Below are 22,843 nucleotides of genomic sequence, written 5' to 3' on the forward strand. Positions count from 1 at the left end.
TTCTGATGCCGATTATTGACGGGGAAGCCTCCGCCACGAAGCCGATGCACGGCTCCGTGGCGGAGGTTTTATAAGGGATGGGGCATTTTAGTGGGTAAACTTTTGCTTATCCCTGGCCTGCCAGTAGGCGGTCGCCAATTCTTGCGCCTGCTGTTGGCTATCGGCTTTACCCAATAACTTTAAAGCCACCGCCGCCGTGCCGATCACCGACGCTTGCGCGAACTCATCGCTATACCCGCCTTGCCAAAGCTGAGCCAATTGCTTAGGGTCCAATTCTTCGGGCTTGATATGGCGGCGCGGGAACAGGGCAGGCCACAGCTCGTCGCTTAACTCGCCGTGGTGGACGCTTTGCACCAAGCATTCCATATCCGGGTTGCGCTCAGTCTCGCCACCTTCGCCTTTTAACACCGCCATGTGCGGCTGTTGTAATAAGGCGGCGGCTTGTTGGTGGACGGGGCGGTAACTGGGATGGAAAATGCCTTGGATGCTGTAAGCGGCATTAAATGGGTTAAGCAACCTGACCAAAGTATGCACAGGCGAGCGCAAGCCTAAAATCGGCCTCAGCTCGATAATCTCATGCAATTTAGGGCAAAAATGTTCTAAAGACAAATAACTAAAACGCTGTTCTTGCAATTGTTGCCGCGCTTGCGCCAGTGATTGCGCCGGGCTTAAGCCGAGATAACCGAGCATATTTTCGGTATACAATCGCCCCGCCGAATGGCCGCTGGCTCCGTGCATAAACACACTGATGCCGTTCTCCGCCAATAATAAGGCCGAGAGCAGAAACCACGGCAAATGCCGCCGCTTACCCGCATATGATGACCAGTCCAAATCCACCAGCCCGTCATTGCTGATATGGAACGACTCCCACGCCGCTTGAACAAAACCCGCCAATTCCTCCGGCGTTTCTTCCTTAACCCGCATCAGCATTAAAAACGCCCCCAACTGCACAGGCAGCACGTCGTCCGCCAAAATCATGCGCATGGCGCGGAAAGCTTCTTCTTGGGTCAACGGCCTTGAGCCTTTTTTGCCTTTGCCGAGAATGCGGACAATTTCCGCAAACGGATGCTCTTCGTAAGGGGTTTCTTCGTGGTGGGTAAAAGTGGTCATAGCGTCAGCAGAAAATAATGGTCGATGAGTAAAGCCGCAAACAAAATAGTGATATAGACAATCGAATAGGCAAAGGTCTTCATGGCCGTTTTATTGTCTTTGGTGCGCATCATCAGCACCGCCAGATAAATGAAGAACAAGCCGAGCGGGACGGCAGTACCCAAATAAATCAGCCCGCTCATGCCCGTTAAGTATGGCAATACCGTAACGATAAATAATAACACGGTATATAACAGGATTTGCAAACGGGTGAATTCCACGCCGTGCGTGACTGGCAACATCGGGATATTGACCTTGGCGTACTCCTCGCGGCGGGCAATCGCCAACGCCCAAAAATGCGGCGGGGTCCAGACGAAAATAATCAGCACCAACAGCAAGGCATAAGGATGGACGCTATCGGTCATCGCGCACCAGCCCAACAGCGGCGGGGTCGCACCAAACGCCCCGCCAATGACGATATTTTGCGGGGTGGCGCGTTTTAAATATAAGGTATAGACAATCGCATAACCGAACAGCGACAAAAACGTCAGGATAGCGGTCAGGGTATTGACCAAGAACACTAAAATCAGCATCGAACTGACCCCCAGCACCACCGCAAAGGCCATGACATTGGTCGCGGTCAAGTTGCCCTTCGGCAAGGGGCGGTTTTCGGTGCGGGTCATCTGCGCATCGGCCTTACGGTCGATAAAATGGTTAATCGCGGCGGCGGAAGAAGCGGCCAAGGCAATGCCTAAGGTACTGTAAAAAACAGTGGCCAGCGGTGGCATACCGGGCACAGCCAGTAACATGCCGACCACGGCGGTGAACAGCATTTCCAGAACCACGTTGGGTTTACAAAGGGTGAGATAGTTTTTCCAGGAAATATCGGGAGCTAGGCTAGACATGGTATAAGCGTCAACAGGGTAATGATTTTTTATAGAATACAGGGAAGTGGGGGTTATGGAAAGTGGTGGGGCTTTTAAGGGGGCTATTTGGCGGCTAATCGCTGCCGGGGACTAAAATTATCGGGCGGGCGTTTTTTGGGGGGATCGGCGTTATCCGATTGCGTCGGGGTATCGGGGGTAAAGTAGGGATGATTGGTTGGAACGGCAACCTCGGCTTGGATGAGCCGAATCTGCAAACGTAAATATTCTGAAAAACTCGCTTATCATCCTTAAATAGGCATCTTTCCTAAATGTTGCTGACCATATAAACTTTGACCGGTTAAAATACCAAGCTTTACCCTGAACCGCCAAAAAACCATGAAACCGTATGCCGCTACCCACCGACAACACCGAAGAATACAAACGCCTTGTTGGGCTGTCAAAGGAAGATTTCCAACACCTCAAGGATAAGCTGAGTGCTTACATCGGCGAACAAAAGCCCTCAGCCCGTTGACAAGGCGAGGCCGGAAAGACTCCAAACTGGCGACGGAAGACCGCTTGCTTCTGACCCTTTATTACCTTCGCCATTATCCGGCCCTTATAAACTTGTGGGCAGTTTTTGGCATTAGCGAGTCTATTGCCAGAAGGTGTATTCGCGCACGGTTAAGGCGCAACTCGTCATTTGCGCATTGACGCTCGCGATCCTCTCGGTCGTGGTCGGCAAATGCTGCCAACATGATTTTTCGGCTATCAAGGGTTGCCGCCTATTGCTGCACCCCGAAGCCCTGCTGTTGGCGGATTCGGGATACCAAGGGATGCACGGCCTCCACCAAAATTTGGTATTGCCCATCAAGAAATAAAAAGGCAAATCGCTTTCGGCGAAGAACAAAACCCTTTCAAAACGGCGTGTTTTGATTAAGGATGTCAACCGCCGATGCAAGATTTTCAGGATCGTTAAGAACGTTTACCGGGGCAAACATAAAAACTACTCCCTGACATGGAGTCTGGTGGCTGCACTGGTTAATCTGAGATACGGCAACATTTAGGAAAGATGTCTGGTTTATTCGTGTAAGTTTACTCTGTGCGGATGCTTTGGTGCTTAAGCTAGATGTTTGCCTTACTTAAATCTAACGGCTTAGGTTTCTGGCCAGATAAATTACCTGATGGGTATTGCATAAATTATAGGATGTGCTAAATTTTGTTAAACCATAAAAAATAAATTTTACATCTTTAAATAACTATAGATAAACAGATGACGTAATATCCTGTGCCAATTAGGCTGTCTATATTCCTAGTTTTGAATAGAGTGGGGGGGGGTTAAATGAAAGTATTAAGTATGATAGTGGTTATATTGATAGGTTTGTCTGTTTCTAAAGCGACTTTGGGTGGAGAATATATCGACCAAGTAAAGTTACAACTGGCTATGATTAAACTGACTGTTTTATCGGAAGGTTGGAAAGAAACCCATGACGCAAAATTCGACAGGTTAGATGAAGGCGATTCTGATTCTTTTAGTTTCAATCTCAGAAAAGGAAATTCATATAAAATAGTTTCTGTCTGTGATAAAGATTGTTCTGACCTTGATTTAGCTTTGTATGACGAAAATGGTAATAAAATAAGCAAAGATGCCGGTATTGATAGTATGCCTGTCGTTGAGGCAACTCCAAAATGGACGGGAAACTTTAGCCTTAAGGTAAAGATGTATTCATGTAAAAGCAATCCGTGCTATTTCGGAATCAGTATTCTTGGCAGGTAAAAAGCCTCGCTCATATCGGTAAATAGGTGAAGCTAGGTAGGGATTGCTGTGCCTACCCTTTGATGTTTATTGTCCATCATAAGGTTAAAACCACAGGCTTCCAGCCGGTTAGCTTCAGCTGATAAAATAGCGCACTTTGAGGTGTGCGATGAATTACAGGTATGGCAGCCAAGTAGGGTACGCTGTGCGTACCTTTTGATGCTTGTTATTGATCCGTGGCAATAGCCAGGTAGGGTACGCTGTGCGTACCTTTTGATATTTGTTATTGATCCGTGGCAATGGTACGCACAGCGCACCCTACAAATACTAAATCAGCTTCAATAAGAAGCAAGTCACATGAGAAAGAAGCGTGAAAGATACGATGATAAATATTTTGAGTCGTTATACTCTAGTAAAAGAAGGCTCAAAAAGAAGGTGCTTTTACAGGAAAGATTTTTAGCCCAAGCAGTTGCGATGTATCTTAGGATTCCAATTACAAGGCCGATGAAAATGCGAAGATTAGACAGCGACATAGAATGGTTGTTAACTTGGAAGTTAAAAACAGGATGCTGCCCAAGAGCTATGTGGTGTGATGGCCTAGAAAAGTTAAAGGTTAAACGTATAGGAAAGTATCGTATGGCTTTTAAATCTGACATTTGGGTCGGATTAGAAGATGGTAGCGGCGATACCAGTAAGGGCTTTATTTCAGGTGAAATTGAAGTGAGGCATACCGCTAAGAAATTAAAAAGTTACTTAATGATTATAAATCATGAGGGCGCTATTTACACGGCAAAAAAAATGTAATCAAGCTGTTATATGAGGTCTCTGTTCCGTCGATATTTTTGTGGTTACTGCCACAAAAATTCCAACAGCACTTCTAACCCATATAACGGCGTTACGGGGTGTTGGCTTGTTGTCATTTAACTGACTGGACTCCAGCCCATAACCTGATGAACCAGCCAGATAGGGTACGCTGTGCGTACCTTTTGAGGATTGTTATTGATATGTGGCTTTGAAGCATTTGGCTTCTCTCAATAAAAACCGAAAACTTGGCCGTAAGCAAGTGACAGGCGTTGCTACACACGGCCACAGGCCATCGTGCAAAGGCTAAAGACCTTTGCACTCCACTCTATGCCGCCCAGGTATCCATAACATCCAAAGCCCCACAAACAGGGTTATAATAACGCCATCACCTTTTGCCCCGCCCGACAAACTTAGCCGACCTCTTATCTTATGTCCTTAAAAATCGCCCTAGCCCAAACTAATTTCTTGGTCGGCCATATCGCCGCCAATGTCGAGGCCATTATCGCCGCCGCCCTCACGGCGCGGGATGATTTACAGGCCGAACTTGTCGTTTTCCCCGAACTGAGTATTATCGGCTATCCCGCCGAAGATTTGTTGCTCCGTGCCGACTTTATCGCCGCTGCCAATAACGCCATTTACCAAATCGCCGAGCGGGTGAGCGGCATTGCCGTGGTCATCGGCTTCCCTGAGCTAGACGGCGATCAGCTCTATAACAGCGCCGTGGTTTTGCACCAAGGCGCGGTACTGGCACGTTACCGCAAACAGGCCTTACCCAATTACGGCGTGTTCGACGAACAACGCTATTTTCAGGCCGGACACAGCCCCTGCGTATTCGAGTTTAACGGCACGTTTATCGGCCTGACCATTTGCGAGGATGTTTGGCGCGACGGCATTATCGAAGCCACCCGCGCCGCCGGGGCGGAACTGGTGCTGACCCTGAACGCCTCGCCCTATCATGCCGGAAAAGTCCGGCAACGCGAGGCAGTGGTGTGCGGGCATGTCAAAGCGGCGGGTATCCCTTTGGTTTATGTTAACCAAGTCGGTGGCCAAGACGAGTTGATTTTTGACGGCGCGTCCTTTGTCGCCGATGCCCAAGGCGAAGTGGTGTTCCGTGCCGCCGAATTTGCCGAACAGCTCAGCGTGGTCGACTTTATCGGCGGCCAACCGCAAGCGGCGGCTTGCACAGAGCCTTACCCGGAGGTGGTCAGCGAATACCACGCCCTCGTGTTGGGCGTTCGCGATTATGTGCGTAAAAATGGCTTCCAAGGGGCTATATTGGGGCTGTCGGGCGGGATTGACTCGGCGTTGGTTTTGGCATTGGCAGTGGATGCGTTGGGCGCGGATAAGGTCGAGGCGGTGCTGATGCCGTCCCGTTACACCCATGATATGAGCAATACCGATGCGGTCTTAGAGGCCGAGGCTTTAGGCGTTAAGTACCATAGCATCCCCATCGAACCTGCCGTGCAGGCGTTTACGGGTATGTTGGCCGAGGTATTTGCCGGAACGGCCAAAGATGCCACCGAAGAGAATATCCAAGCCCGCTGCCGGGGTGTGGTGTTAATGGCGATGTCCAATAAACAAGGCAAGCTGTTGTTGACCACGGGCAATAAAAGCGAGATGAGCGTTGGTTATGCGACCCTGTACGGCGATATGGCGGGCGGCTTCGCGCCGATTAAAGACGTGCCGAAATTGCTGGTCTACCAATTAGCGAACTACCGCAACAGTGTAAGCCCGGTTATCCCGGAGCGGGTCATCACCCGTCCGCCCTCGGCAGAACTCGCCCCCGACCAAAAAGACGAAGACTCGCTGCCGCCTTATGAGGTACTAGACCCTATTTTGGAGCGTTATGTCGAACTGGACCAAGCCGCTGAGGACATCATCGCCGCCGGTTTCCGCCCCGAAGACGTGGCGCGGGCGATTAGCTTGGTGGACAGGAACGAATACAAACGCCGCCAATCGCCGCCGGGGATTAAGATCACCGGGCGGGCGTTTGGCCGGGATAGGCGTTATCCGATTACTTCGGGGTATCGGGGGTAAGGTGAAGGGTGGTTAACAGCCGCCAAGTGGTGGGGGTACTGCTTATCTTTTAGGAACTAAGTGATACACTCAAAACCTGCCCTACGCAAATGGGGTCGCGAAACGCGACCCCTGGGATACTTATAGCAAATTGCTATTGCTGGTGTAGACCCCACCATTTTTATAATGCGTACACATTTATTTAATGGTGGGTGGGACATTTCCGAAGTGTTCTGGCCTTTGGGTGGTATGCGCGAAGGGGAGGGCATATTACACAGCTACCACCCTCCGATTTAATTTGAAAACCGATATTGCAAGCTAAACCTAGGCGGAAGCGCTCTGGTTTTTTGCTGTGCTTCCATTTTGCCACGGGATAAATTAATAGTTTTCAGTTAGGAGTCCCAATCAGCTTAAAATCAGAAATTTCAAACTGTAGTTGAGATAGGCCGGGTGATTCAAAACCAATATTTACCGAGCTAAGAGAGAAATGTTGAAAATATTGGTCATCGGTTTCATTAGTTAAACGAGGGGGAATATAAAATACCTTTTGACTATCTGCCTTGCCTGCATTATTCGTATTTTGTTTTGTTTCTAACATCTTAATGGTTCTTTTGGCCTCAACAAGAATATCTGTGGTAAGTGTCGTGCTGGTGGATGGATTGGCGACTTTAAAGGGGTTGCTTGCTCCAAGGCTTGGGAAAAGCACCGATAAATTTTGGTTATACATCCATAGGTTTGTACCTATATCTAAAGCGAGTGACTCCGCCTTGTAGTTGTCCACATCATTGTAGAGCTGAATGCCATAATGAAGATATTTTCCGTTAAAAGCACATTCTTTAGGCAGGCTTGAAGAATAAGCGACTGGACTCCCGTCAGAATTATAGCAGCCGGATACTGTGTGGCTCAAATCTTCCCATCCGATAGGGATAAACATTCGGAATTGTGATCTGTGCTTATTGGAGTCATAGTTTGTTTGAGCGCCTAGAGGCGGCGTACCTGTGACATTTGACGTGTTTATACTTGCCGCCAATAGTCTTCCAGTGAACCCAAATTGAATGCTGCTATAAGTGCCCAAGGGAGCTCTGTGAGAATCGTTGTGAAACGGTGTGCTTAACAACAAAGCAGGCCAATCCTTTATAGTGCCATCCCGATAAAAAGCCCCACCTGTTAAATTCAAACCATAAAGTGCTTTGTATTGAGATACCGACCTTAATCCAATCGTCACAGAATCTTGGTTAAACCATAGGCTTTTTGCATTTGTAGATGTGACAGATTCCTCTCCAGGACGTTTTAAGTTTAGGGATTGCCCTGATAATAGGCTGATACTGTTGGTATCACAAAAAGAGAATACGGATTGCCATTCAGCGAGCTTCCATTTAGGCGCGTTCCAAGTAGTCCAGAAAGTGTTGCTAAATGTAGTGCTAGTGCTACCTAGCGTACCATTCATGCTTGCTATTGTAGGGGAACCCGATAGGTTGTAATCAACAGTGCAAGCCTCTACTGTGCCGGGACTTTGAAGGCTCTTGACTATTAGCATATTTTTCGATGCTGTTGCCGGTTTTAAATCCCCTACAAGATCGAAAAAAGTCACTGGGTCAGCAACAGCAACAGACGTAGATGCAATCATAATGACTAAAGCAACTGAAAGGCCTGTGGTGCTTGATGATGTATTTATCTTTTTTAAAAGCATAATAATCCTCTTGAGTTTAATGTGTGTAAAATGCTTAGTTAGTCTAGCAGATTAGTTTTCTTATTGTTGTGATATATTACCATTAGCTTAGATGTAAGTTTAAATATGCTTAATACCCCCTGTTTTTATGTGCAAATCTCTATTCTTGGGTTATAGTTCGCCCATCTATGGCCAATTACTTTGTATGTATATGGAGCAATGAGTTGGCGTAACGGTTTATTATGTCGCTTTATCGGCCTCTGGCTATATACTATTTTTTATCAAGATTCGGTGGCTGAGTTTTGTTTTTATTAGCGGTATTCGCTTACCGTAACGTAGGTTAGCCGGGATTCGTATAGGCGGTTGACTTGAAAAATTAAGCCGCCGCGCCAGTTAAAGTAACTGGCACGGCGGCTTCGCACTTACGGCAAACTGCCGTTCGCTTTCAAAAAGACCAGTAATTGCCGTAACGCTTCCGGCGGGTTGGTGACGGCCGGATGTCCGGCCTGATCTGCGGTATTCGGCGCATGGCAAGCTGGGCAAGTGCGGATTTCTCCCGGTTGCAAGGTCAGCCAGTTACGTTCGCGGACGACAAATTTGCTGGCGGGGTCGGTGATTTGCCAGCTTAAGGCGCGGCGGGTCGGCAATAACATCGCCACTGAGCCGTCGCTGGCGATTTTGACGCTGCCTTTCGGTGCGCCCGCGCTCAGGGGCGGATTGGCGGTGACGCTATGCAACGGCTCCGCCAACACCCGCCGCCCGTCTTTGGGTGTCGTCGAACCGCAGCAACCGAATAAGCCTCGGATCTGGTCGGCTTGGAAGGCTTGGAAATGCGCCACTTCATAAAGCTTGCCAGCGTTACCCAAGGTTTGCGTCGCCGAACCGGCCACCGCCAAATTATAGGGCTGTTGCTTGTCGCTGTGGTCGCGTTGCGTGACATTGCGCATAATCGCCAACGCCAGACCTTTGCTGGCTAAGAATTGGCGCAAGCTGGCTTCGCTTACCCCTTCTTGTTGCAAGATTTGTTGCTCCGGTGCGCCTAAAGAGGCGACACGGCGGGCAGGTCGTGGCCGCGCCTTCACTTCCACAGGCTGCAATTCCCATAACGCTGTTGAATAATGCCGTAAGGTATCTGGGCTAAAATAGCTGATGTCTTTAGTGATGCCTGCCGTCAACGGTTGGTCGGCTGTCCAAGTACCATTCGGCAATTGCTTTAAGGTACGCAAGCGGAAGGTATAGCGTGATTTCGGGAAGGAATTGGCGTTATCCGCCGAGGTTGTGCCTTCATCCTTATCTTGGCGGGTCTCTGCTGTATGCGCGGCGATCAGCGTACCGTCAGACAGCACCGCCGGGTCGCGGTAATGGCTGGAGTCGGCAGGCGGCGGGGTTTCGTTATCCCCCACAGTCGAAAAGGTCGAGACATCGGTCAGATAATCAATGCGCATTTCATCGGCATTGTGGACGGGGTCAACATTGGTTAAGCGGACAATTTGCCCGGACGCATGAGTGCCAAATTCAGGCGCGTTGATGCCGATAAAAAAATTAGGGTTAGTCGGGTCTTGTTTGATCTGGAAAAAATTGCTGATTTTGTTCTGGTTAAGGCTATTGATTTGGAAGGTCAGGTCAGGATCATCGGTAAACACCGCATCGACAAAGGAGCCGCCCAACTCGTGCCGCCCGATATGGTTGACGGTTTCCATTTCCGTGCCGTCCTCGTTAATTTGCCAGGGGAAAAACTGGTTAAAACTGTGTCCGGTTAAGTTAGTCCCCGCCAAAGAAATGGTGTCGCGGCGGATAGGCTCAGGAAACACTTCTGTCCGGCTGTTTAAGATTTTTGCCGTGGCCGATTCGTTAGAATAGTTAAATGTCCCATAATCGCCGCCTGCCCGGTCGGCAGCCGCTTGCTGGTCTTGCTGCAAATGGTCCCAACGGGTGAAAACAACCCGCCCAAAGCTGTCCACTATCGGGCTAAAATCTCCCGAAGGGGCGTGGGTCAGCATTGTCAACGCACCTGTACTGGGCTTTAAGCTCCACAAACCGCTTACCGTCGGGGCTTCCTCATACTCATCCAACTGCGGATATAAATGCACCGCACCCCCACGCGGGCGGTCAGACGCAAAAATGATGCTGTCGTCTGTGCCATAAGTCGGGCTGACGTTGTTATAAGTGGCGGGTTGTTTGGCGACTTTGGTGATCATTGGCGTGTCATTTTTGCCCAAGCCTGTGATTTCATACAATTGCCAATTAAAGCGTTTGACTTGGAAATGTGCGGGCGCACCGATAACCATGCTAAAGATCACTTTAGTGCCGTCCCAGTGTACGGATGGGTCACGGACGGCGATGCTCCGGTTGCTTTGCAAACCTGTTTGGCCTAAGCCCGCCGCTTGGGTCAAGTTTTTTAAGCTGCCGTCAGGATAGCGTATCCATAAATCGCCACCGCGCCCGCTGCTGTCGATGTCGCCCTGTTGGTTGCAAAAAGTCGAAGTCAACGCGCAAAAATCGCCCGGTATCGGCACTTGGGTGACGAAAACGATGGGGTTGTTAATGGCCGCGAGACAAGGGGTTGTTAGCTGGGTCAGCAGCAATAGGCTGAACCCGTTCAGTTTTTTCATCATGCCAAACTCCTAAGTGGATTTTCATTAAAGTTAAGGGGGGTTTGATATATCGGTTTGGTGTACGCGCGGTTACTAAACAATCCTCTGATTGTCCGGTAATGGATTCCGTCGCGTTTAAGCAAGGTTCAAAGTCTGTATTGTGATTTATTTACTTATGTCAGCCAGCCATTGCCAAAAGGATGGGTCATATAGCCGTGTGTTAAGTTACAGCGGGCTTTCAAGTAAATGTGCTTTGCAATTCAAGACCGTACGCTTATTTTTAATAAATTGGGTTTTTGTCTAAAGTGATGAATGTCGCCGTATAAGTTAGCCTTTTAGGCTTTTGTTATAGCGGATGCCTAGAGAAGCCGATAGGCCAACTTATGGGGCGAAGGCTATCTAACAGGAGATAAAAAAGATTTACCACACAGGTAGATTTGATTAAGATACTAGAGGAACGGTTAATGGAATGTTAATGGGAAAGGCGACCCATCACTATAACCGAAGTTACGCAGGCGGGTTCGACCATAAAAAACGGGGGGCTTAGGGGTGTTGGGGGCTTGTTATCGCTAATAAATGCCCCCCATTGAAGCCAAGGCACAGTTCGGCCTTAGTCTTTTTGCTTTTCAGGCCATTTAATATCGGTTATGGGTATCTCGTTACTGAAATCGGGTAGCTTGTTAAGCTGTGCGTATCATGAGCCGCCAAATAGTTATGGCTCTCTAGCTCCGAAAAATTCCAAGCATCCCTCCAACGTCTTTGGATTTTGGATGCTGGCATATTTAGCCGATACTGTTTTTAGGTGATAGATTGCAATGAAACGCCCCATCATTATCTCAGGCCACGGCGACATTCTGGTTTTTAGAACCGTAGAAGAGGCTTGTTCCTATATCGAACTTATTGATGTGAAAAATGGCGAATATATTGCCTTTGATGCAGATGGATTTTCTTTAACGCTGGCAATAGTTAAGAAACCGCGCACTTGTTTTGGCTTTTTAAACATAAACAGATTGGCTGTAACGATACTGGACGAGAAATACGAGAATAAAGCCGAGGATTTAGCGGCGTTGCTTCTACCTTTTTTGAATGCTGCCAATATAAAAAATGTCGGGGCTGGTATGGGCTTGCCTGATTTAATCAGTGCTGTGGAAAATTATGTACTGCCCGATAGGGCGGCTTAAAGCCAACTATGGGTTGCAACAAGGCTCGTACCCTGCTTAGCTGCTTTTTTAGGAAACAATCTTATTTTTCAAGCTATTTAGCAAGCTGGGATGTTCCGAAACTAAGGCTAATAAATCTGTAGAGCCACCACCCGCAGCAAACAAAAAGTATTCGCAGCCTTCAGTTGCGTCTAAATCATACGTTGTGACAACTTCAAATCCCGCCTTGTCCTCTATTACCTCATCAATCGTATCATGAAGAAATTCGGCTGCTTTTCCTACGCAACAAAACTCAATGCAGCCCATTGCTAAAAACGTAACGATGCGTCTTCCGGCTTCTATACACTCAACTTTGTTTGCAGCGGGTAATAGCACAGCAAATGGAGCGGATAGGTTAATGGGCGGGTCGTCCTTCACTGACCCAATAGCAATGACGCGCGTTCCAAAATTAAGGTATTGATAGTCCATTTGAAATTTATGTCATCATACGGTTAACTGTTTTTAGCGGCTATCGGGATTTGGCTCGGTAAAAAAATCAACGGCATCACCGTTATTCCCACCGATATGGCAGTCCAACGCGCTACAAAAGCCTAATTCAAGCGTTGCCCATCAAACCCTAACCAGCAACGGTTTTCAAAATCGTAAAGTTTGCAGATGCGGGTGCATTCGGCATACCACCGCCAGGAAAAATCCTGCACTACGATAATATCCGGCACCAGCACCTCCAACTGCCGTTGTGCAGCTTGTAGTTGGTGATAAGGGATGCCGGGGCAAAGATGATGTGCCGGATGTTCCATAATGTAGTGCAGGCCTCCGCTCAACCACGCCGGGAAACGGATGTGTACGGTCGCCATTAATGATGGGGGCGCAGACAGGTAGGCCGCTCCCATCGGCTGTTGTTGCCAATTGACTTTGGGGTGGGTGTGGTGGAGATAAGACACGAACCCTATCACTGTGTTGGTGAGGGCCAGCGGTAAAATAAAGCCAGCCAGCCATAGCGGCATATACGCTTGGCCAGTTTGGGCGGCCAGTCCGTATAAGAGCAGAGGCCAAGCCACGGAAAAGCCTATCGCCAGCAAAGCATCCGGTAAGAGGCGGCGGGCCAGGTCGTTGCCAAACTGTTTGGGGGAAGGATAATAAAAATATTGCCACCAAACTTCCACCAAATAATAAAGGCCGACACCGCAGGGGCTGCGGTACAGACGGTACAGTCCCCGTTGCCAGGGGTTGAGCGTCCGGTAGCGGTCAGGGGGCAATGGTGCCCACAAATCACTCGGTATGGAATTGGCATAATTATGGTGTTGGTTATGGCTGAAAACCCAGCTTTGGTAAGCGGTCAATGAGGGTAGGAATGCCAACCTTCCCAGCCAGGCGTTAAGGGGCTTAAAATGGGACAGCGAACCATGTCCGGCATCATGCGCCAAAAAAAATAGCCGGACGGCGGCCATAGCGGCAATAAGCCCACCCAAGGGCTTTAACAGGAGGGGGCTGGCAATAACGGCATATTGTCCGAAAAAAAACAGCAGCATGTTGGCCAACCAATCGCTATACGCCCGCCAGTTGTTCCGGGTGGTGTAAACCTGCAAAGATTTGCGTAACGCTTTGGCGTTATAAGCGGGGGGATTTTGGGGTAAAGGGGGGCTAAACAATGTGCCTGCCCATTGCTGGGCGACCCTTTGGCTGTGGCGCCGAATTTGCTCTTCGTTCATGTTTGCTAGGAGGAGTGGCAGGCCGCTAAGGGGCGGCAGGATAAAATGGCATTATGTGGCAAATGCCCCCTCCCTTTCTTAGCCTAAGGGCTGGGCATAAAGCAATGCCGACATCCCCCGCCAGAGGTTTAACAATACCTGTTTTATCCATAAAAATAGATAAAAATCAATCTATTGTTGTTCTGTGCGGTTGTCATATAATACCAGGAAGAACTGGGCAACCCCGTTCAACTTTCGACGAACACGCGCCCGGAACTGGAGCGCCACACCGGACGGACCATATAACAAATTTTGGCAGATAGCCATGCCCCATCCGCCACCACTATCTTGATGCGCTCCAGTGACACCATTAGCCGTAGCAGCGCAGGTTGGCCATCAAAGGTTGCACCTCCCGGTACGGGTATCATCAACGGCGGTTGTTGCAACATCAAGGCGGTATCCGCATCTACCATGCCCCGCTCCAGCAATGCGCCGACCAAAGGTGCCAAGGCTTCGTGGGGTTTCGCGTGCATTCTGGCCACCACCGGCACATGCCAGGTTAAGCCCGGATCAAGGGTTGGCGGCACAGCCACTAGAGGTGGGACAGCGGACAGGCTGGCGATTTCATCAACAGCCGCCCAGTTGGGGTGGCCGTTCCAGTCGCGTTCTGGGCCAATCGCGACAGTCGCCCGCACCGGCATGTCCTGTCGTCCAAGATAAACCCCCAACCCGACGATGTTGGCATGGGGGGCGGTGGCGGCACGTTGCCAAGCCTGGGCCAAATCGGCATCATCCAGTTGCCCGGCAAATTCTCTGACCACCGCCTGCCAGTTGGGTTGGTTGGGCGCAAAGGTCAGGAACACCTGCGGCTGCGCTGGGCCAGTACCGATCTGTTCATCCCACATGATCATCAAATGTAAGGGCAGGCAGTCTTGACAGGTAGTCCGCCAAGCACGGATGAGAGGGGCCAAAAACGCCGCTCTGGGCATATTGGCGGCACAGGCTAAGGCGGCATCCATGCACCATGGCCAAAGATGAAAGCCAAATTGGCTGATGGCGGGCGAGTCCAAGGTACGTTCGAAACCAAACGCGGCCCCGGGCAAAGCGGGCGCAGCGTTGGCCAGCCTGTCCCAGGATGCGCTGTCGACAATATCCGAGGGGACGTAGTTTTTCAACAACTCCCAATAATCACTGGCCGTTCTGGCCGGATAAAGGGAGGGCAAAGCGAATCCGCTCATGCTGATGTCTCCTTATAATTAATGGCAAAAGTGAAGGGCTATCGGTAAATGCAATCGGAAATCCGTTGCACAACTGATTTTATTGTCGCCGTCCATCTGGGTGTGGTCTTGAGATGGACGGCAACGGAAAATGGCTGGCTCTGGCACTGACGCTATCAGGTGCTGGCGGAACAACTGCTGCCGCCCGTGACAACCCCTAAATCCTCATCGCTCAGTTCGCCTTCCGCCGGTGGCGGCGGCAATACCAAGTTGACTGTGGTGGCGGTGTTTTCCAGCACCCGCAGTTCCATGCCGTCGGGCACGGTGATACCTTCGGCGGCCAGCGTGGCTAGCGGATCGCCCATCAGCTTGGCTTTAAATTCCGCGTCCGCCCAGCATTTGGCGACGATTTGGCTGTATTGCTGCATTTGTTCTTCGTTCATAGTTTGCTCCTGGCCGTTATCTGAGGGAGTAGGTGGCCTACCCCCAGTTAAATTTCAGCGGTTTAGTGTTACCTTTTAGAGATGAGTTGGGTAAAGATGGCTGGCCGGAACGGCCCGCGCGTATCTGCTGTCTAGAGACCCTTTGTCTAGCAACTAGAACAACCACAGCCACAGCTACTGCCGCCCGTGACAGTTCCTAAATCTTCATCGCTCAACTCGCCTTCCGTCGGCGGCGGTGGCAGCACCAAGTTGACTGTGGTGGCGGTGTTTTCCAGCACCCGCAGTTCGATGCCGTCAGGCACGGCGATGCCTTCGGCGGCCAGCGTGGCTAGCGGATCGCCCATCAGCTTGGCCTTAAATTCCGCGTCCGCCCAGCATTTGGCGACGATTTGGCTATATTGTTGCATTTGTTCTTCGTTCATGATCGGTTTCTCGTGGTTATGGCGTGGGGACAGGCTTTGGTCTACCTCCACTTGGGTTTCAATGATATTGTGGTGCTTTGGGGATGCGGATTGGGCAAGTGTAGCGGTGATGGCCGGATTACACGCACCCACATCCCAAGTGAACCCTTTTAGGGGGCATTGCTGCAACCGCCGCCGCCTGTGACGAACCCTAAGTCCTCGTCGCTCAGTTCGCTTTCTTCAGGCGGCGGCGGCAACACCAGGTTGACTGTGGTGGCGGTGTTTTCCAGCACCTGCAGTTCGATGCCGTCAGGCACGGCGATGCCTTCGGCGGCCAGCGTAGCTACCGGATCGCCCATCAGCTTGGCTTTGAATTCGGCATCTGCCCAACATTTGGCAACAATTTGGCTGTATTGTTGTATTTGTTCTTCGTTCATAGTTTGCTCCTGGCCGTTATCTGAGAGGTAGGTGGCCTACCCCCAGTTAAATTTCTTACTTTTTAGAGATAATTTGGATAAAGGGCTGGACGAAACGGATCGCGCGTATCTGCCACCTAGAGACCCTTTATTTGGAACTACAGGCACAGCCGCCACCGCCCGTGACAGCCCCTAAATCTTCATCGCTCAGTTCGCCTTCCGCTGGCGGCGGCGGCAGCACCAAATTGACAACCGTGGCGGTGTTTTCCAGCACCCGCAGTTCAATGCCGTCAGGCACGGCGATGCTTTCGGCGGCCAGTGTGGCTTTGGGGTCGGCTATCAGTTTGGCCTTAAATTCCGCATCCGCCCAGCATTTGGCAACGATTTGGCTGTATTGCTGTGTTTGTTCTTCGTTCATAGTTTGCTCCTGGCCGTTATCTGAGGGGGTAGGTGGCCTACCCCCCAGTTGCATTGCAGCGGTTTAGTGTTACTTTTTAGGGTAAAGATGGCTGGCCGGAACGGCCCGCGCGTATCTGCCGCCTAGAGACCCTTTGTTTATCAAGTGCAACTGCAACAGGCACAGCCGCTGCCGCCCGTGACAGATCCTAAATCTTCATCGCTCAGCTCGCCTTCCGTCGGCGGTGGCGGCAGCACCAAATTGACAACCGTGGCGGTGTTTTCCAGCACCCGCAGTTCGATGCCGTCAGGCACGGCGATGCCTTCGGCAGCCAGTGTGGCTTTGGGGTCGGCTATCAGCTTGGCCTTAAATTCTGCGTCCGCCCAGCATTTGGCGACGATTTGGCTATATTGTTGCATTTGTTCTTCGTTCATGGTTTGCCCCTCAATTTTAAAGTGTTGGTTTGGTATTGACATTAGTGTTACGGACAGATGGAAAAAAGCTTAAACCGCAGGCCTAATAAATTAAGGCATCAGAATAGCTTTTTCAGTCAATCTAACAGCTTGCATAACAAGCCTCGCCGCCTCCAGTGACGGCACCTAAATCCTCGTCGCTCAGTTCACCTTCCGCTGGCGGCGGCGGCAGCACCAAGTTGACGGTGGTGGCGGTGTTTTCTAGCACCCGCAGTTCGATGCCTTCGGGTACGGCAATGCCTTCGGCGGCCAGCATGGCTTTAGGATCGGCGATGAGTTGGGCCTTGAATGCTGCATCCGCCCAACATTTGGCGACGATTTGGCTATATTGTTGCATTTGTTCTTGGTTCATAGCTTGCTCCAATGGTATGGGATTGTGTTCTGCATATTCTGTTTGCCTAGGGATCAGACCCAATAGGTGGTGGGTTACCATCCCTGATTTTAGGAGTATAATGTTGATTTACAAGCTAATTTAATTGAGAGGGAGGGGCAGCTTTTACTGCCATCTCTCTAAATGCTTTCAGCTCGCGATCTTTTTAGCATCCCCAAAGCCTGTCTTTTAGGTGCAGCACATGCAGCCTTGGCTACTGCCTCCGCCCGTCACTGTACCCAAATCTTCATCGCTTAGTTCGCCCTCTGACGGCGGCGGCGGCAGCACCAAGTTGACGGTTGTGGCGGTATTTTCCAGCACCCGCAGTTCGATGCCTTCGGGTACGGCGATGCCTTCGGCGGCCAGTACGGCTTTGGGGTCGGCGATGAGCTGGGCTTTAAAGGCGGCATCCGCCCAGCATTTGGCGACGATTTGGCTGTATTGTTGCATTTGTTCTTCGTTCATAATGTGCTCCGGTCGTTATCAGCGGGGGGCAGGTTGGCCTGCCCCCCGGTTAGATTTTAGTCGTATCGTCTTGTCGGTTGGGCAAAGATGGCTGGTCGGAACCGGATCATGCATCCCCCTTAGAAGCCTGTTTTTAGCAGGTCGATGAGGCTTCACAGCACAAACCACCGCCTGTGACAGCCCCCAAATCCTCGTCGCTTAGCTCGCCTTCCGCCGGGGGTGGCGGCAGCACCAAGTTGACGGTGGTGGCGGTATTTTCCAACACCCGCAGTTCGATGCCTTCGGGTACGGCGATGCCTTCGGCGGCCAGCGCAGCTTTAGGGTCGGCGATGAGTTGGGCTTTGAAGGTGGCGTCCGCCCAGCATTTTGCGACGATTTGGCTGTATTGTTGCATTTGTTCTTCGTTCATAATGTGCTCCGGTTAGATTTCAGTCGTATCGTCTTGTGGGTTGGGCAAAGAGGGTTGGCCGGAATAGGATCACGCGTATCCATCCCCTAGCGGCGTGTTTTTTAGGTGGAAGCACCACAACAACCACAGCCGCTGCCGCCCGTGACAGCCCCTAAATCCTCGTCGCTCAGCTCGCCTTCGGCCGGTGGCGACGGCAGCACCAAGTTGACGGTTGTGGCGGTGTTCTCCAGCACCCGCAGTTCGAGACCTTCGGGCACGGCGATGCCTTCGGCAGTCAGCGTAGCTATCGGATCGCCCATCAGTTTTGCCTTGAATTCGGCATCAGCCCAGCATCTGGCGACGATTTGGCTGTATTGTTGCATTTGTTCTTCATTCATAATGTGCTCCGGTCGTTATCAGCGGGGGCAGGTTGGCCTGCCCCTCGGTTAGGTTTCAGTGGTATCGTGTTATTAGGTTAGGCAAATTGGATCACGCGTATCCGCCCTTTTGGATACCTGTTTTAGCTGGAGACGGCACAGCAGCAACTACTGCCGCCCGTAACAGCACCTAAATCCTCGTCGCTCAGTTCGCCTTCCGGTGCTGGCGGCAGCACCAAATTGACGGTTGTGGCGGTGTTCTCCAACACCCGCAGTTCGATGCCTTCGGGTACGGCGATGCCTTCGGCGGCCAGTACAGCTTTGGGGTCGGCGATGAGCTGGGCTTTAAAAGTGGCATCGGCCCAGCATTTGGCGACGATTTGGCTGTATTGTTGCATTTGTTCTTCGTTCATAGGTTGCTCCTAAGTTTGCTTAGTGGTTATGGCCCGGTTGTTGCCTTCTTCCTGCGTAGGGCCGGTGACAGGTGAAGATCCGTTTAACTGTCTAAGCCACTTGACAGTTGGCCTCCCAGCATGAATTCGCCGATGGCGGTTTCTTGGTAATAATCCAGCCCTGCCGCTTCGGCGAATAAATCAGAATCGCCCATCCCCAATCCGCAAGGAGCCAGGCCCATCACGGTAGCTGTCAGGTATAGTTGGTGGTAGAGCACGCCCGTGTTTTTGAGCATCAAGGCATAGGCCATGCCTTGGTATTTCCACGCCGGACGTTGGCAACGCGCCACTAAGGTGAGCAATACCGGGGGCTGTGTGGCCGCGCCTGAGTTTAGTCTGGCGTTGTCCAGCAATTGTTGGACATCGGCGGTCAAACCGCTGATGGGTAAAAGCCTGTGTTCTAGGGGTTCGTAGTAGTACAGACCAGCGGCCAAACCGGTACAAGCCCCCACCGACAAATACAGTTCCAGTTCGTACATCGCCCCGCCGCTAGGATAAGGCCGCTGCGTGATAGGGTAGGGGCGGCCTGGTGGGTTTGCATCGGTTTGGGCTTTGACACGGGCCGCACGGTACAAAAACTCACCCAACAAGTCCACATCCAACAGCCTGCCTGTGTAATCACGGATAGAGCGGCGGTTTTCCACCACGGCAGCAAACGGCGGGTCTTCCTGTTGTATGCGTGCCATATCAGGTATGGGTAAGGGAAGCCCGGCATCTGCCGCAACCGATTTGAGCGCGGGTAAGGGGTCTATCTGCCCTAAGAAACGGAATGTCGCGCCGCAAAAACCGTCGTGCCGACCGGGTCGGCTACGGCTATGGAACAGCAAATCCATACTTTCCCATTGCCTTAAGGCGATGTTGCCATCCTCTGGGAGTTGCCCGACGGCATCACAGGGAGCGACGGCCCCGGCGGTGACCAGCAAGGCCAAGACAGCTAGGGCCGTATCCGGTTCCCAGTCCGGCACGGCACGGCACAGCGTATCCAAGGCTGTCGGTTGCGCCAAGCAAGCTAACAGAGGCAAAGCTTGTCCGGCATGTAGCCACAGTTTGGCGGGGCTTAACGGCGTTTCCAGCAACCACTGGCCTTGCTCTGGCCGCAAGTTGACAAAACGGGATAAGCGGTAATGGCTGGCTGGGCTAAGTTTGGGCAATACAAACTGAAACCGGGCGGTCATGGGCTGCAAGGTCGCCAACACGGTGTTATTGCCTAGTACGGAGCGGCTTAACAAGCCTTTTGCATCCAGACGGCCTAGCATGAAATGCAATTTTGCCCAGTCAACGCCGCCATCTTGGGTTTGCAAGATGCTTGCGATGCCGTCTAGGTCAGCACCGTCTGCCGCCAAACAAGCTAAGGCCTTGCGCCAACCTAGTGAAGGGGTGCGCCAACGTAGGCCTTGGCTGCTGCCTTGCACGGGGAAAATCAGGTCATCACCCTCGGCATAAAAGGTTGTGGCGGATTTAAGGCCGAAGGCAAACGGGTAAGCGGACATACTACACTTACCTTTAAATGAACATGGCGATGGGGTTTAACGCCTCTTCCGGCAAAGGTTCGGCTAACCAACCCATTTGCACTGGCACATCATACAGGCGGCCTGGGGCGAAACGCGCCCAAAAATGCCGTAAGCCCGGCACGATGACCTTGACCACCGCCAGCCCGGTGTCCGGTTTGGATTGGTCTAATACCAACATTTCCATGCCTTTGCCTTCAACAATGCGTTGGCATAGCAGGATGTCGGTTAACAAGTCGCCGCTGGCCAAGCACGGATAATCGTCGCGCCGTTTGGCGGCAATGGCCGGATCAGGCAATAAATAAGGCTGGTTGGCCACGGTGGCGGTCTGTAGCCAAGCCAAGGTGTCGGCATCGCCAAGCTGGCCTTGGCTTTCTAGGCAACCGTTAGCCAGCCCCAACATTTGGTTCATCTCGGCGAATGCCCGTTGCAGGGCGATGCGGGCATCCAAATGGCAGCCAAAGCCAAACAGAATATGCTCTTTGCCTGTGCGGACGCGGGATATGGCGACAAACACAGGCAGACCTAAGTCGGAGGTCAAGTCTAAAGCCCAAGCATCACGGCCAAGGCTGCCGTAATAGGCGATTAAGTCTAATAAGTACGGTTCGCCAAAGCTAGCAATATCAACACCCGGTTTGGCTAAGCGGTTGTACCACCACAAGGCGACGGCATCGCGCTCCACCAGTTCACAAAAGCCTTGCAACACCGCTTCTTCCAGATTATTGCCGGAAGCGTTGCCGTTGGAGCAGCCGAAGCAATAAAAAGTGTCGCAGTTATCGCCTGCTTTGGCTTGGAAATACAACAATTGGCTAGGCAAGTATTTGTGGCGTTGCTCGGTCAATGACCAAGCGGCTGACCAGAATAATGGCCGCTCATCATCGAAGGGTTCCGGTATCCGGTTGAAATGTGAGCCTTGGGCATTGCAGGCCTCACGGCCTGCAAATTGCCGCTCGCTGTACAACATGCAGGCAGCAGGATGGATGGCGGCATCGCCTAATTCCCGGTAGCTGGCGGTAATCCGGTGTTCTTGGCCTGTGAACAGCCCGGCATCGCGTTCGATGGCTTCACACAACGCGCTGACTTTGGCTTGGGTGTCGGAAATGCCTTTGCCGCTGCTGGCTTGGCGCAAATTACGGCGCAAAAAAGCTAAGGTGTCCATAGGGACGGCATAATTATGCCCGGCCACATAGACATGGGCGATGCCGTCTGCTTGATGTACCGGTTCTAACACCCTGACGATGCCGGTGATCGGGCTGACCAAATGTTGGTATTGGCGTAGGGTCTGATCTGGGGACACGGCGCGGTGGCCGCCGTCTTGAAGGAAGTTGACTTTGCGCTTGACCAGCGCGATGGGGGCGGGCAAGGTGGCAGGCATCGGTTCGCCGCATCCGTTGCAACAGGGGTTACGGCTGAGGGTATGGCTTTGGCTTTGCAAAGTCGCCAAATTCAGGCTCAGCACTTTGCCCAGCAGCGGCTGCTCAGTGCAGCCCGCCAGATGCTTGGCGGTTTCCAAAGCCAGTAACCGGGCCGCCAATGCTAAGGACATCGGTGACAGCACCAACGGTAAGGATGCCAACCCTACGCCCAATTTGTCCGCAACAAAGCCCCGTGCCCGTTGATGCCGCTCCAGACGTGAGTGCAGGCACTCGTAGCAGCCGGTTTGTCCGGGTACGAATATAGGCCCTAACCAAATCTCATTGCCGGACAATTTGGCCAACAGCCAAGGGCGGCCAGTGGCCAGAGCTGTACGGTTGTGCGCCGATAAGGCTAAGTCCAGATAATCATCGGCCAATACCACGTCCAAGGCCGATTGCCCGGTTTCGGCAACGGTGATGTCCAGTTCGGCAAAGACCTGCCGCACCGGCTCGGCAAATGCTGGCTGTAAGGCGATGAGGTTGATCGGTTGCTGTTGCAGATGTTGCTGCATGGCTTGCGGGTCTAACCCTAAACCGTGCCAAAATGCCGCCACTTCGGGGGCAATGTCGGTAAGCTCGGTGGTATAGCCGTTTTGCTCCAAACGCAACAAGGCATAATAAACCTTGGCAGGGTCAATGCGGCCCGCCAAGGCGGCAACCACGGCATCGGCGCTGCGGCCATCCAACAGCGGGGCCACTGCTTCATAAATCGATCCGTACAGGGCTTTGCTGTCTTGTTCGGACAGCAGCAATACGCCCTCGCCGCGAATGGGCGTAACTTGGTAATGGTTCTTGAAAATGGGGCGTTTGAGCATGGCAGATTCCTGTTTTTAAAATTGTCAGTGTGGCGCTATGTTTACCGTGCCCCGATTTGGGGGCTTG

Annotated in this window: 26 protein-coding genes; 7 read left to right on the forward strand and 19 right to left on the reverse strand. The window is 51.6% G+C overall.

What is annotated here, in order from left to right; genetic code table 11:
* Window positions 1–87 precede the first annotated feature (87 nt).
* Both AADEFJLK_RS16750 and cyoE read right to left on the reverse strand, forming a co-directional pair.
* Window positions 88–1,110: a glycosyl transferase family protein gene (locus AADEFJLK_RS16750; RefSeq protein ID WP_088619517.1), complete on the reverse strand. Its 1,023-nt coding sequence runs from the start codon at window positions 1,108–1,110 to the stop codon at window positions 88–90.
* Window positions 1,107–1,994, reverse strand: a complete 888-nt coding sequence (gene cyoE / locus AADEFJLK_RS16755; RefSeq protein ID WP_103975032.1) for a heme o synthase — start codon at window positions 1,992–1,994, stop codon at window positions 1,107–1,109. The genes AADEFJLK_RS16750 and cyoE overlap by 4 nt, the downstream gene beginning before the upstream one ends.
* A gap of 367 nt (window positions 1,995–2,361) precedes the next feature.
* Between cyoE and AADEFJLK_RS25930 the strand changes: the two genes are divergently transcribed.
* The 6 genes from AADEFJLK_RS25930 (at window position 2,362) to AADEFJLK_RS16775 (ending at window position 6,549) form a co-directional block, all read left to right on the forward strand.
* Window positions 2,362–2,487, forward strand: coding sequence for a hypothetical protein (locus AADEFJLK_RS25930; RefSeq protein ID WP_282957371.1), 126 nt, complete (start codon window positions 2,362–2,364; stop codon window positions 2,485–2,487).
* A 44-nt stretch (window positions 2,488–2,531) separates the two neighbouring features.
* Window positions 2,532–2,666: a transposase family protein gene (locus AADEFJLK_RS25655; RefSeq protein WP_249028068.1), complete on the forward strand. Its 135-nt coding sequence runs from the start codon at window positions 2,532–2,534 to the stop codon at window positions 2,664–2,666.
* On the forward strand, window positions 2,621–2,833 hold the full coding sequence (locus tag AADEFJLK_RS25660; RefSeq protein ID WP_249028073.1) for a hypothetical protein: 213 nt from the start codon (window positions 2,621–2,623) through the stop codon (window positions 2,831–2,833). Before AADEFJLK_RS25655 ends, AADEFJLK_RS25660 begins: the two co-directional genes overlap by 46 nt.
* A 461-nt stretch (window positions 2,834–3,294) precedes the next feature.
* Complete coding sequence (locus tag AADEFJLK_RS16765; protein ID WP_103975033.1) at window positions 3,295–3,729, forward strand: hypothetical protein; 435 nt, start codon at window positions 3,295–3,297, stop codon at window positions 3,727–3,729.
* A gap of 336 nt (window positions 3,730–4,065) precedes the next feature.
* A complete protein-coding gene (locus tag AADEFJLK_RS16770) occupies window positions 4,066–4,512 on the forward strand; it encodes a hypothetical protein (protein ID WP_103975034.1) in 447 nt (148 codons plus the stop codon).
* A gap of 429 nt (window positions 4,513–4,941) precedes the next feature.
* On the forward strand, window positions 4,942–6,549 hold the full coding sequence (locus AADEFJLK_RS16775) for an NAD+ synthase (RefSeq protein WP_103975035.1): 1,608 nt from the start codon (window positions 4,942–4,944) through the stop codon (window positions 6,547–6,549).
* 367 nt (window positions 6,550–6,916) lie between these two features.
* On the opposite strand, the gene AADEFJLK_RS16780 is transcribed toward AADEFJLK_RS16775, so the two are convergent.
* Window positions 6,917–8,218: a hypothetical protein gene (locus AADEFJLK_RS16780; RefSeq protein WP_103975036.1), complete on the reverse strand. Its 1,302-nt coding sequence runs from the start codon at window positions 8,216–8,218 to the stop codon at window positions 6,917–6,919.
* Window positions 8,219–8,619: 401 nt separating this feature from the next.
* Window positions 8,620–10,812 carry an HzsA-related protein gene (locus AADEFJLK_RS16785; RefSeq protein ID WP_103975037.1) on the reverse strand — a complete coding sequence of 731 codons (2,193 nt, stop codon included), beginning with the start codon at window positions 10,810–10,812 and terminating at the stop codon, window positions 8,620–8,622.
* 794 nt (window positions 10,813–11,606) lie between these two features.
* Here AADEFJLK_RS16785 and AADEFJLK_RS16790 point away from each other — a divergent pair.
* Window positions 11,607–11,972, forward strand: coding sequence for a hypothetical protein (locus tag AADEFJLK_RS16790; RefSeq protein WP_103975038.1), 366 nt, complete (start codon window positions 11,607–11,609; stop codon window positions 11,970–11,972).
* Between the two features lie 48 nt (window positions 11,973–12,020).
* On the opposite strand, the gene AADEFJLK_RS16795 is transcribed toward AADEFJLK_RS16790, so the two are convergent.
* The 15 genes from AADEFJLK_RS16795 to AADEFJLK_RS16865 all read right to left on the reverse strand — a co-directional run bounded on the left by AADEFJLK_RS16795 (window position 12,021) and on the right by AADEFJLK_RS16865 (window position 22,776).
* Window positions 12,021–12,419, reverse strand: coding sequence for a DUF7684 family protein (locus tag AADEFJLK_RS16795; protein WP_103975039.1), 399 nt, complete (start codon window positions 12,417–12,419; stop codon window positions 12,021–12,023).
* Window positions 12,420–12,541: 122 nt separating this feature from the next.
* On the reverse strand, window positions 12,542–13,660 hold the full coding sequence (locus AADEFJLK_RS16800; protein WP_103975040.1) for a fatty acid desaturase family protein: 1,119 nt from the start codon (window positions 13,658–13,660) through the stop codon (window positions 12,542–12,544).
* Window positions 13,661–13,887: 227 nt separating this feature from the next.
* Complete coding sequence (locus tag AADEFJLK_RS16805) at window positions 13,888–14,877, reverse strand: hypothetical protein (protein WP_103975041.1); 990 nt, start codon at window positions 14,875–14,877, stop codon at window positions 13,888–13,890.
* A 155-nt stretch (window positions 14,878–15,032) separates the two neighbouring features.
* A complete protein-coding gene (locus tag AADEFJLK_RS16810; RefSeq protein WP_103975042.1) occupies window positions 15,033–15,299 on the reverse strand; it encodes an NHLP leader peptide family RiPP precursor in 267 nt (88 codons plus the stop codon).
* Between the two features lie 146 nt (window positions 15,300–15,445).
* Window positions 15,446–15,889: an NHLP leader peptide family RiPP precursor gene (locus AADEFJLK_RS25210; RefSeq protein ID WP_211299237.1), complete on the reverse strand. Its 444-nt coding sequence runs from the start codon at window positions 15,887–15,889 to the stop codon at window positions 15,446–15,448.
* Entirely contained in the window at window positions 15,871–16,137 is a 267-nt protein-coding gene (locus AADEFJLK_RS16820; RefSeq protein WP_103975043.1) for an NHLP leader peptide family RiPP precursor, read from the reverse strand. Before AADEFJLK_RS16820 ends, AADEFJLK_RS25210 begins: the two co-directional genes overlap by 19 nt.
* Window positions 16,138–16,264: 127 nt before the next feature.
* Complete coding sequence (locus tag AADEFJLK_RS16825) at window positions 16,265–16,534, reverse strand: NHLP leader peptide family RiPP precursor (protein ID WP_103975112.1); 270 nt, start codon at window positions 16,532–16,534, stop codon at window positions 16,265–16,267.
* Between the two features lie 140 nt (window positions 16,535–16,674).
* Window positions 16,675–16,947, reverse strand: a complete 273-nt coding sequence (locus AADEFJLK_RS16830; RefSeq protein ID WP_103975113.1) for an NHLP leader peptide family RiPP precursor — start codon at window positions 16,945–16,947, stop codon at window positions 16,675–16,677.
* A 121-nt stretch (window positions 16,948–17,068) separates the two neighbouring features.
* Window positions 17,069–17,338, reverse strand: a complete 270-nt coding sequence (locus tag AADEFJLK_RS16835) for an NHLP leader peptide family RiPP precursor (protein ID WP_088619537.1) — start codon at window positions 17,336–17,338, stop codon at window positions 17,069–17,071.
* Window positions 17,339–17,545: 207 nt separating this feature from the next.
* Window positions 17,546–17,821 carry an NHLP leader peptide family RiPP precursor gene (locus tag AADEFJLK_RS16840; protein ID WP_103975044.1) on the reverse strand — a complete coding sequence of 92 codons (276 nt, stop codon included), beginning with the start codon at window positions 17,819–17,821 and terminating at the stop codon, window positions 17,546–17,548.
* 133 nt (window positions 17,822–17,954) lie between these two features.
* Complete coding sequence (locus AADEFJLK_RS16845) at window positions 17,955–18,230, reverse strand: NHLP leader peptide family RiPP precursor (protein WP_088619539.1); 276 nt, start codon at window positions 18,228–18,230, stop codon at window positions 17,955–17,957.
* 101 nt (window positions 18,231–18,331) lie between these two features.
* A complete protein-coding gene (locus AADEFJLK_RS16850; RefSeq protein ID WP_088619540.1) occupies window positions 18,332–18,607 on the reverse strand; it encodes an NHLP leader peptide family RiPP precursor in 276 nt (91 codons plus the stop codon).
* 122 nt (window positions 18,608–18,729) lie between these two features.
* A complete protein-coding gene (locus tag AADEFJLK_RS16855) occupies window positions 18,730–18,999 on the reverse strand; it encodes an NHLP leader peptide family RiPP precursor (RefSeq protein WP_088619541.1) in 270 nt (89 codons plus the stop codon).
* 83 nt (window positions 19,000–19,082) lie between these two features.
* On the reverse strand, window positions 19,083–20,528 hold the full coding sequence (locus AADEFJLK_RS16860; protein ID WP_103975045.1) for a SagB family peptide dehydrogenase: 1,446 nt from the start codon (window positions 20,526–20,528) through the stop codon (window positions 19,083–19,085).
* A gap of 13 nt (window positions 20,529–20,541) precedes the next feature.
* Window positions 20,542–22,776, reverse strand: coding sequence for a TOMM precursor leader peptide-binding protein (locus tag AADEFJLK_RS16865; RefSeq protein WP_103975046.1), 2,235 nt, complete (start codon window positions 22,774–22,776; stop codon window positions 20,542–20,544).
* Window positions 22,777–22,843: the final 67 nt, after the last annotated feature.

It is taken from the genome of Methylovulum psychrotolerans, from assembly GCF_002923755.1.
In the GTDB taxonomy this organism is placed as follows: domain Bacteria; phylum Pseudomonadota; class Gammaproteobacteria; order Methylococcales; family Methylomonadaceae; genus Methylovulum; species Methylovulum psychrotolerans.